Source organism: Halobacterium bonnevillei, assembly GCF_009831555.1.
GTDB classification, from domain to species: Archaea; Halobacteriota; Halobacteria; order Halobacteriales; family Halobacteriaceae; genus Halobacterium; species Halobacterium bonnevillei.
In genome coordinates this window covers 1-9,007 of the sequence record NZ_WUUU01000125.1, presented here as the reverse complement: position 1 = coordinate 9,007, position 9,007 = coordinate 1, and the positions used below count along the sequence as shown (strand labels likewise).

The window sequence follows — 9,007 nt, the reverse complement described above, 5'->3', positions numbered from 1 at the left end:
ACTCGCTCGACGGCGTCCCCCACGTCCGCGCCCGCGTCGGCGGCGCGCTCCAGGACGACGTCGGCGACCAGTGGCTCCGTGCCCACGGCGCCCGAGTACCAGATTCGGTGGCCGTCGACCTCGGCGGGGACGTCGTACCCGGTTCTGTAATCGTCGGTCAGGCCCATGTCCTCGGGGATGTCCTCCTGGGTGTGGAAGCCGTCGGCGACGAACAGCGGCACGACCACGACGTCCTCGGCGTCGAAGAACTCCGTGACGTCGTCGACCTCTGGGTCCTCGTCCATGAAGAGGGCGTTCACCTCCTCGAAGCGGCCCGAGTCGCGGATGCGGTCGGCGTGGTAGTAGATGGCTTTCGCGGAGTTCTCGTTGCGCTCCGTGCCGTGACCGACCACGGCCAGGCCGAATCCATCCCCCACGTCGGGGTCGCCCGTAACCGACTTCGCGCGCTGCACGATGACGTCGCTCATCGAGTCGTGGGTGCCGACCGGGCCGCAGTAGTGGATGGTCTTGTCCACGTCCGTCGCGCGCAGCGTGACGTGGTCGGCGTCGGTACCATCCGAGTCCCAGTTCCCGGGGTCCCAGTCGCCGAGTCGGAGTTCCCGTGGGATGACCTGCTCCGTGAAGTAGCCCTCCGAGATGAACAGCGGCACGACGTACACCTCCTCGGACTCCAGCGTCCGCAGCACCTCGCGGAACGACGGTTCCTCCTTCCAGAACGCTTCCCGTACCTCGTCGAACGCGCCGGACGCCCGGATGGTGTCCGCGTGCGTGAACGCCGGGTCAGACGAACCCGGGTTGAGGTGCGAGCCGTGGCCGACGATGACCAGCGCTTGCATGCCCGTCCGTTGGGGCGAACCGTCCTTAGGAACTTCGCTCCCGGCGGCGTCCCCGAAAAACGGCGAGTTTCGCCCCATTTATTTGCCAGCACGCTAATGCTAGAGCAGAAATGCGTCACCGGACCCTCCTCGCCGCCGCCGTCGCCGTCCTCCTCGTCGTCAGCGGCTGTACCGCCCTCCCGTCGTTCGGTGAGTCCGGACAGTCGCCGCCCGACGTCGACGTCGTCGACCGGTACGAGTCCCTCGAGAGTCTCGAGGCCGTCCAGAAGTCGACCATCGACTACGGGAACACCACGAACGGGAGTCGGTCGACCGTCCGCATCGACTTCACCAGCGACCCGCCCCGCCAGTTCCAGCGCGTCCGCGAGCCAGCGGACCGCGCCGGCGACGTCACCGTCGTCAACGACTCCGGAGCGCTCATCTACGACGCCAGCGACAACAGCGTCACTCGCGTCCCGCAGACTGAAACCCGGACGACGGCCCGCCAGAACCGCTCGGAGTACTTCGCGCGCATCGTCGCAGCCGCGCGCAGCGACGAGGTCGCAGAACCCTCCAGCGGCGTCTCCCCGCTGCCAGTCGTCCCCGCCACGGGGGGTTCGCCGATTCCGGCGGACGCGATCGAGGGCTTCGACGTCGAGTACCTCGGTACGCAGACCGTCGCCGACCGGACCGCACACGGCTTCGAGATGACGGCGACGTCGGAGGCCGCCCTCAGCCTCAATCAGACGCTGTGGCTCGACAGCAAGTACTACTACCCGCTGAAGACACACCAGGTCCTCGACTACGGGAACCGCACCATCGAGACCACGACGCAACTGACGAGCGTCACGTTCAACACCGATCTCTCGGACGACGCCTTCGAGTTCTCGGTGCCCGAGGACGCCACCGTCGACACGCTGAACATCTCGACACAGACGTTCGACACCGTGGCCGAACTCCGCGACCACACCGAGCTCTCGGTTCCCGACCCCGAGGTTCCCGACGGCTACGAGTTCCAGCAGGCCCGTCTGTTCGGCGAGAACGTCACGGAAGTCAACCTCCGGTACGCGAACGGCGACGGCGACTTCATCAGCGTCTCGAAGATGGACTACGTGTCCAACGGGTCCAGCGGGCTCTCGACCGGCGAGAACGTCACCGTCGCCGGCCACGACGGGCAGTACCTCACGACGGGACAGTCCCAGTTACTGATGTGGTCCTGCGAGGACCGCCAGTACTCCGTCGTGTCGACGAACCTCGACAGAGAACACCTGGTGGCCGTCGCGGAGTCGATCGCCTGCGAGTGACCGTTTCGGATCGCGTCGGGCTACGACGGCCGCCGGTACAGCGAGTACGCGATACACAGCAAGCCCGCTAGCTGGAGGAGCCGCACCGTCAGCGTGAACGGCTGCCGGAGTGTGCCGTCGATGACGCCGTACCGGAGGAGCGCCGACCCGGCGAAGGCCGCGGTGTACGTGACGGCCGTCAGGAGGATGAGGCCGGCCGAGAGGTACTGCATCGCCGTGCTCTGGTGCCGGCGGAAGCCTCGATACGCGTGGTAGCCGATGAACAGACCGACCACGGTCGAAGCGAACGACACGCCGACGATGGTGATGTAGAGCGCGTTCATTAGAGTCCCTCCCACATGCGTGTGAATCGGTCGGCGACGTCCTCGGTCTCGCACTCGACCTCGGTCGTGTACTCGCCGTCCTCGAGTTCGAGCGTGAACCGCTGGAACGTCGCGCGGTAGACGCGGTGGTGGTTCCCGTCCGACCGGACGTTGATGGACTCCTCGAGGAGTTCGTGGTCGGTCAGGTCGTCGATTCGTCGGTAGACGGTCGCCGTCGACGCGTCGCAGGCCTCGCTCAGTTCACTGGCGGACATGGGTTCCGTACTCGCCGCTGCGAGGATGGCACGAGCGTGCTCGTCGTCGAGCAACGAAAGTAGTGCCGTCGGTTCGCTGTCCTCGCTCACGACGCGTCGTACTCACCACGGGGATTTAAACTCGGGTCGTCGCTCGCAACCATTGAGATTAATGCGCGCCGAGTTCCGATGGAGTCCTATGAGCCAGGCGTCGGTGACGCGCGCGGCGGTCGACGACCACCCCTTCCTGCGGCGTGCGCTCCGCGCTGGCGTGGTGAACCACGCCGCCGCGGCCCGCTTTCTCGACGTCGAGGGCGACGAGGACGCCGTCTCGGCTGCGCTGCGTCGCTACGCGGAGGATCTCCCGCCGCTGGACGTCGCCGAGCGGGCGGGAAGCGTGACGATGGAGTCTGGGCTCGGACCCAGCGAGGACGGAGTGCTGGTGGTCGCGGGCCGCGGCTACGCGCCCGGCGAAGGGCGACTTACGGGGCTGCTGGCAAACGGGGACGTGGACGCGCGGACGCTGGCAGCCGTCCTGGACCGCCTGCACGTCGCGGACATCGACCCGGACGCCGCTGGCGTCGCGGACGGCACGCTCGCGGTGGTGGTCGACCGGCGGGACGGCGCGGACGCACTCCGCGTCGTCGAATCCGCCCTGGAGGGCGTCCCGGAGTAAAGCCTGAACACCGTCCCGGAGTAAAACCCGGGCACTCTCCCGGAGGAAGGCCCCGAGGCGGTGTGCCGGCCGAATAGCGAACGCGCTCCGCGTCGTCGAAGGCACCGACAGTCGCTGTCGATTCCGACGCCTTCAAACGCTGGCGCGTCTACCTACGGGCATATGTCGCTGTACGTGTCGAACACCCTCTCCGGCGAGCGAGAGCCCTTCGAGCCCGACGACCCCGAGAACGTGCTCGTGTACACGTGTGGGCTCACGGTCTCCGACGACTCACACCTCGGGCACGCTCGCCTCTGGGTGCAGTCGGACGTGATGGTGCGGTGGCTCTCACACCTCGGGTACGGCGTCCGCCACGTCCAGAACTTCACGGACGTCAACGAGAAGATTGTCGCGCGCACCGGCGAGGGCGACCTCGGTGACACCGAGCAGGCGGTCGCTCGCCACTACGTGGAGTCGGTCATCGAAGACATGCGGGACCTGAACCTGGACCGCGCGGAAGTGTATCCGCGGGTGTCCGAGCACATCCCCGAGATCATCGAGATCGTCGAGACGCTCGTCGAGAAGGGGTACGCGTACGAGGCCGGCGGCTCGGTCTACTTCGACGTCACCGAGTTCGAGGACTACGGGAAGCTCTCCGGACAGGACGTCGAGGAGATCGAGTCCCAGGGCGCGGAGTCCGACCGCGCGGAGAAACGCCACCCCGCGGACTTCGCGCTCTGGAAGGCTGGCGCCGTCGACCCCGGAGACGCGAACGAACACCGCAGCGACGACCTGCCGCCCCTGGAGGAGCCAGCGGGCCAGACTTGGGCGTCGCCGTGGGGCGAGGGGCGGCCCGGCTGGCACGTCGAGTGCTCGGCGATGAGCACGACGCACCTCGACGACAGCATCGACGTCCACGTCGGCGGTCAGGACCTCGTGTTCCCCCACCACGAGAACGAGATCGCGCAGAGCGAGGCGGCCTCGGGCGACCAGTTCGCGACGTACTGGCTGCACGTCCGCCTGCTGGAGACGGCCGGCGAGAAGATGAGTTCCAGCCTCGGGAACTACTTCACGACGAAGAACGCCGTCGAGGAGTTCGGCCCGAACGTCGTGCGGATGTTCCTGGTGTCGACGTCGTACACGCAGCGCCAGACGTACTCCGAGGCGACGATCAGTGAGGCCCAGGAGCGCTGGGAGCGCGTCGAGCGGGCTTACGAGCGTGCGACCGACGCTGCGGACAGCGTCGACGCGTACGCGAAAGTCGAGGACGACGACCTCCGAGCCGCCGTCGTGGACGCCCGTGAGGCGTTCACTTCGTCGATGAACGACGACTTCAACGCACGCGGCGCGGTGAGCGCGCTGCTCGAATTGGCGTCGGCGGTCCACCGGTACGTCGACGAGGTCGAAGCGTACGACTACCGCGGCCTCGTGGACGCCATCGAGACGTTCGAGGACCTGGGTGGCGGCGTGCTCGGGTTCCAGTTCGGTGCGGCCGACGGCGGTGACGCGACGCTGGCAGGCGACCTCGTCGAACTCGTTTTGAATATTCGAGAGGAAGAGCGAGCGGCCGGGAATTACGAGCGCGCCGACGAACTCAGGGACCGCCTGGAGGCCCTCGGTGTTACCGTCGAGGACACGGACGACGGCTCGACCTACCGGCTCTGAGGTCTGCCGCGGGATCGTATTGGACGACGGACAAATAGGCCACCAAGCTTATCCCGGCAGGTGGCCGTTTGTCCAGCATGAATCGACAGACGACAGTCGCAGTGGGGTTGGCGGTACTAATCGCCACGACGGGGTGTCTGGGCATCCTCGACGGCCCAGTCGAGTTCTCCGCATCGGAGGCAACCGCGTCGGAGAGCGCGCTCGCTGAGACCGACTACGAGGAGGTCTCCGTGGAGTCCTCCGAAGTCCAGCGCGAGTTCTCGGCGGCCGGCCAGTCGAAGAACGTCTCGGTGACGAACCAGGTCGCGATGTACGAGCGAACGGTCAGCCTGGCCGGACTTGGGGAGCAGCGCGCGGCGGTGTTCTCCACGTTCGCGAGTCCGGAAGTGAGCGTCGTCGGGCAGTCGTTCAACCCCATCGACGACTACTCGAACAAGGAACTCGCGAACCTCGCCCAGGAGCAGTACGACGGCCTCCAGATCGGTGACGAAGTCGGGGCTCGCGAGCTGACAGTGCTGACCGAGTCCGCCGACGTCTCGAAGTTCGAGGGCACCGCGACGCTCAGCGGCCAGGACGTCGACGTCTACGTGCACGTCACGAAGGTGAAACACGACGGCGACTTCGTGGTCGGCGTGGCCATCCACCCGCAGCAGCTCGACGGCGAACAGGAGCGCGTCGACACTCTCCTCGAAGGCCTCGAGCACTGACATCCCGGTAGACGCCGATTACTGGTCACGAACGCGCCGCGGATTCTTTTCGCAGTCCGGGGGTCGGTCGCACTCAGATGACCCGACACTACTGCGGAAAACTGGACATTGATGGAGCCTCGGGGTTCGAATCCGGGCATCGGAGGACTGGAACGAGTGAGCGGTGAAGACGCCCCAGGACAACTGTTGGTAAATGAACAATTGTTCGCGGCCAGCCTACGTGCAGAAGTAAAACTAAACAGAAATAAGCACTTCCCGAACTTTTCCAATGTATGTTCAGTTCTACTCAGTATTAGTTAGATTCTGCTCTGTTTTTATCCCCTTATTCAGTATTATGGTCACTCTTACCACGATTGCTTGTGAAACCGTAGCATACGATGGTTCGAACAGATTCCTACACGCGACCGGAGATACACCGCTACGAGTGCACGGACTGCCTCGCGAGAATCGAGAGCGAGGACCGACTCATCGACTGTCCGGAGTGCGGAAGTCGCGTCCGCAACGTCGCCGTGCCACGCGAATAGCGGCCGCGTCCCCATCGCTCGCGTCCGGAACCGCCCGCAACTGCAACCGGAAACGGGACTGACCTGTCACCCACCGATTGGTGCCAGTTGGTTGCCGACTACCAGCCAATCCCCGGCAGCAACGTCTCCACGCATAGTCTTTTGTACTCACAGTTTATCTTATGTACGCACATGTCAGTGTCAGATGACAGTGGTGGACTCGTCGGCGTGTACGAACGCCAGATTGGCTCGCCACAGACGGCCGACGAAGCGTACGGCTACCTCGTGTTCGTCCTGGGGTTGCTGTTAGGCATCGTCGGCATGGCGCTGTTCCTACCGAGCGAGTCGGCCGGTTCGACCCGCGAACTGAGCATCGCGCTCGGCGCCGCCGGGTTCGCGTTACTGATCGCGGGCCCGGTCATCCGGCTCCCGCTCCAGCGGCTCGCCACGCTGGCCGTCTACGTCGGCCTGGTACTGTGCACAGCTGCCATCGTCTGGTTCACGATGGTCTTCCCGAGCGAGTGGCAGGTCGCGACCGGCCACCAGGGCGTCATCAGCCTCTACATCGTCGGGATCGCCGTCATCGCCGCGGGGGCCGTGCTCGTGCCGCTGGTCACGTCGACGCGTTCGGCGGCCGAGACGACTGCAGCGGAGACACGTGCCGAAGAGACCGAGATGCGACTGGAGGAGGAACGGAAGGCACGCGAGGCCGCCGAGACGGCGCGCGATGAACTCGCTGGCGAGCTCGACGCAATCCGCACCAGCCAGGCGCAGTTCGAACTCTTCGAGGACAAGGCCGGCCAGTACCGCTGGCGGCTCCGCCACCGGAACGGCAACATCGTGGCCGACAGCGGCGAGGGATACACCCGCAAACACAACGCCCAGAAGGGAATGCAGAGCGTCCGCCGGAACGCGCTGGGCGCGGGGACGCTGCACGCCGACGAACTCGAGGACGTCTCCGACGAGGCGGACCTCGACGACCTCCCGCTGCTCCCGGCGGAAGCCGAAGACAGCCAGGCCACCTTCGAGGTGTACGAGGACAACGCCGGCGAATACCGCTGGCGGCTCGTCCACCGGAACGGAAACATCGTCGCGGACAGCGGCGAGGGCTACAGCTCCCGCCACAACGCCGAGCGCGCCATCGACGGCGTGAAAGCGAACGCCGGCCCGGGCTCGTACCTCCAGTTCGACCCCGCGTCGTTCGAGATCTACCGCGACGTCGCCGGCGAGTGGCGCTGGCGGCTCGTCCACAGGAACGGCAACATCCTCGCCGACGGCGGGCAGGGATACAGCCGTCGCCGGGACGCGCGCCGCGCGACCGATAGCGTTCAGGACCGCGTCACAGAGGCCGATTTCGACGTCTACGAGGACGACGCCGGTGAGTACCGCTGGCGGCTCCGTGCGGAGAACGGCAACGTCGTCGCGGACAGCGGCGAAGGCTACAGCTCCCGGAGCGAGGCGGAGAACGCCGTCGAGCGGGTTCGCGGCCACGCGCCCGACGCGGACGCGCTCGACGTCGGCTTCGCGGCGTTCGAGGTGTACGAGGACAGCGGCGGCGAGTGGCGCTGGCGGCTCCGCCACCGGAACGGCAACATCATCGCTGACGGCGGCCAGGGCTACAGCGAACGGTCGTCCGTGCACGACGCCATCGAGGGCGTGAAGCGCAACGCTGCCGGCGCGCCCGTCGAAGTCGAGTAACGGCACCGAATCCGGCCACTCCACGCGTCCCCCTTGCTCGACCGGCGCGGGAATTCAGCCCGCAGGAGGCACCCCATGGACGCAACCCCCATGCGAACATGTTCGCCCGGTACCTGAGGGGTTCCAGTCCCCTGGTACGCAGTATGTCCGAGAATTCTGCAACGGCCACTGACGTTGAAGTCACAGACCTGGACGCGCTCGAAGAGACCACCCACGCCGAGGTGTTCGAGACGACGCCGCCACGGACAGTCCGCCTCAGTCTCGACGCCGGCGACAGCGTGCCCGCCCACCAGCATCCCGAGTCGCACGTCGTCATCTACGTTCGCACCGGCGCCCTCGAACTCACACTCGGGGACGACGTCCACGACCTCGAGGCCGGCGACGCCATCCGCTTCGACGGCGCACAGGACGTCTCCCCGCTCGCCGTCGACGACGCCGACGCGCTCGTCTTCTTCGCCCCCAAGGCCGGCGACTGACGCGGCGTCCTCAGAGCGCTATCGGGACGAGCAACACAGCCATCAGGTGGACGCGTCGCGCGCCGAAGTGCGGCGGAATCAGCCCGACCAGCGTCGCGACGCAGAGGAGGCCGACGCCCAGCCACCCCGCGAACACCCACGCCAGGACCGCGAGCAGCACGCAGACCGCTGCCGTCAGTCGCCGGTGGTTCAGTGCGCGTACCAGCCGGAAGTACCGGTCGCCCAGCACGGGGACCAGCACCGCGCCCGCGCACGCCGCGAGCGCGATGCTCGCGAGCAGTAACGGCAGGGTCCGCGGCAACGATGCCCGCTCGAACGCCACGAGCACGCCAGTATGCGGGTCGCCGAGCGCGAACAGCGCGAACAGCGCGAAGACGGTGTTCGCCGTGTTGACGCCGGACAGCGCTGCGACGAACGCCCTGTCACCGTCCACACCTGTTGCCTCAACTGCGAACACGGCTGCGATAGCGCCCGACACTCCGGGCACATAGGCCACTGCCGCACCCGCGAGGCTCCCCGCGAACCCGGGGCCGGCAACCGACCGCGGGCTGTCAGCGACCACCGGGTCGTCCTGCTCGGGGACGCCAGCGCCGCGGTAGGCGGCCAGCAGGACGGGTGCACCGAACAA

General features: G+C 66.8%; 11 protein-coding genes. 7 read left to right on the top strand and 4 right to left on the bottom strand.

Translation table 11 applies throughout. The annotated features are described in order from the left end of the window. The coding region (locus tag GRX66_RS13460) for a CbiX/SirB N-terminal domain-containing protein (RefSeq protein ID WP_159527023.1) at positions 1-836 on the bottom strand (836 nt) is incomplete at its 3' end. 110 nt (positions 837-946) lie between these two features. On the opposite strand from GRX66_RS13460, the gene GRX66_RS13455 reads away from it, so the two are divergent. Next, positions 947-2,119, top strand: a complete 1,173-nt coding sequence (locus tag GRX66_RS13455) for a LolA family protein (protein WP_159527022.1) — start codon at positions 947-949, stop codon at positions 2,117-2,119. A gap of 20 nt (positions 2,120-2,139) precedes the next feature. Here the strand turns inward: GRX66_RS13455 and GRX66_RS13450 are convergent, their stop codons facing one another. Next, on the bottom strand, positions 2,140-2,442 hold the full coding sequence (locus GRX66_RS13450; RefSeq protein WP_159527021.1) for a DUF7521 family protein: 303 nt from the start codon (positions 2,440-2,442) through the stop codon (positions 2,140-2,142). Further along, entirely contained in the window at positions 2,442-2,786 is a 345-nt protein-coding gene (locus GRX66_RS13445; protein ID WP_325064115.1) for an ArsR/SmtB family transcription factor, read from the bottom strand. The genes GRX66_RS13450 and GRX66_RS13445 overlap by 1 nt, the downstream gene beginning before the upstream one ends. Positions 2,787-2,874: 88 nt before the next feature. On the opposite strand from GRX66_RS13445, the gene GRX66_RS13440 reads away from it, so the two are divergent. The 6 genes from GRX66_RS13440 to GRX66_RS13415 all read left to right on the top strand — a co-directional run bounded on the left by GRX66_RS13440 (position 2,875) and on the right by GRX66_RS13415 (position 8,379). Then, complete coding sequence (locus GRX66_RS13440; RefSeq protein ID WP_159527020.1) at positions 2,875-3,351, top strand: DUF7523 family protein; 477 nt, start codon at positions 2,875-2,877, stop codon at positions 3,349-3,351. 162 nt (positions 3,352-3,513) lie between these two features. Beyond that, a complete protein-coding gene (cysS, locus tag GRX66_RS13435) occupies positions 3,514-4,995 on the top strand; it encodes a cysteine--tRNA ligase (RefSeq protein WP_159527019.1) in 1,482 nt (493 codons plus the stop codon). 77 nt (positions 4,996-5,072) lie between these two features. Beyond that, positions 5,073-5,702, top strand: coding sequence for a DUF6517 family protein (locus GRX66_RS13430; protein WP_159527018.1), 630 nt, complete (start codon positions 5,073-5,075; stop codon positions 5,700-5,702). A gap of 377 nt (positions 5,703-6,079) precedes the next feature. Beyond that, positions 6,080-6,226: a rubrerythrin-like domain-containing protein gene (locus GRX66_RS13425; protein WP_159527017.1), complete on the top strand. Its 147-nt coding sequence runs from the start codon at positions 6,080-6,082 to the stop codon at positions 6,224-6,226. Between the two features lie 171 nt (positions 6,227-6,397). Beyond that, positions 6,398-7,903 carry an HVO_2922 family protein gene (locus tag GRX66_RS13420; protein WP_159527016.1) on the top strand — a complete coding sequence of 502 codons (1,506 nt, stop codon included), beginning with the start codon at positions 6,398-6,400 and terminating at the stop codon, positions 7,901-7,903. A 143-nt stretch (positions 7,904-8,046) separates the two neighbouring features. Continuing rightward, on the top strand, positions 8,047-8,379 hold the full coding sequence (locus tag GRX66_RS13415) for a cupin domain-containing protein (RefSeq protein WP_201293020.1): 333 nt from the start codon (positions 8,047-8,049) through the stop codon (positions 8,377-8,379). A gap of 10 nt (positions 8,380-8,389) precedes the next feature. On the opposite strand, the gene GRX66_RS13410 is transcribed toward GRX66_RS13415, so the two are convergent. Next, a partial coding sequence (locus GRX66_RS13410; protein ID WP_201293019.1) for a tripartite tricarboxylate transporter permease occupies positions 8,390-9,007 on the bottom strand: 618 nt, incomplete at its 5' end.

Bases quoted from the DNA above. Each gene is read 5' to 3' on its own strand.
- GRX66_RS13450 (WP_159527021.1), bottom strand. From the start codon at position 2,442: ATGAACGCGCTCTACATCACCATCGTCGGCGTGTCGTTCGCTTCGACC.
- cysS (WP_159527019.1), top strand. From the start codon at position 3,514: ATGTCGCTGTACGTGTCGAACACCCTCTCCGGCGAGCGAGAGCCCTTC.
- GRX66_RS13430 (WP_159527018.1), top strand. From the start codon at position 5,073: ATGAATCGACAGACGACAGTCGCAGTGGGGTTGGCGGTACTAATCGCC.
- GRX66_RS13415 (WP_201293020.1), top strand. From the start codon at position 8,047: ATGTCCGAGAATTCTGCAACGGCCACTGACGTTGAAGTCACAGACCTG.
- GRX66_RS13420 (WP_159527016.1), top strand. From the start codon at position 6,398: ATGTCAGTGTCAGATGACAGTGGTGGACTCGTCGGCGTGTACGAACGC.
- GRX66_RS13425 (WP_159527017.1), top strand. From the start codon at position 6,080: ATGGTTCGAACAGATTCCTACACGCGACCGGAGATACACCGCTACGAG.
- GRX66_RS13455 (WP_159527022.1), top strand. From the start codon at position 947: ATGCGTCACCGGACCCTCCTCGCCGCCGCCGTCGCCGTCCTCCTCGTC.
- GRX66_RS13440 (WP_159527020.1), top strand. From the start codon at position 2,875: ATGAGCCAGGCGTCGGTGACGCGCGCGGCGGTCGACGACCACCCCTTC.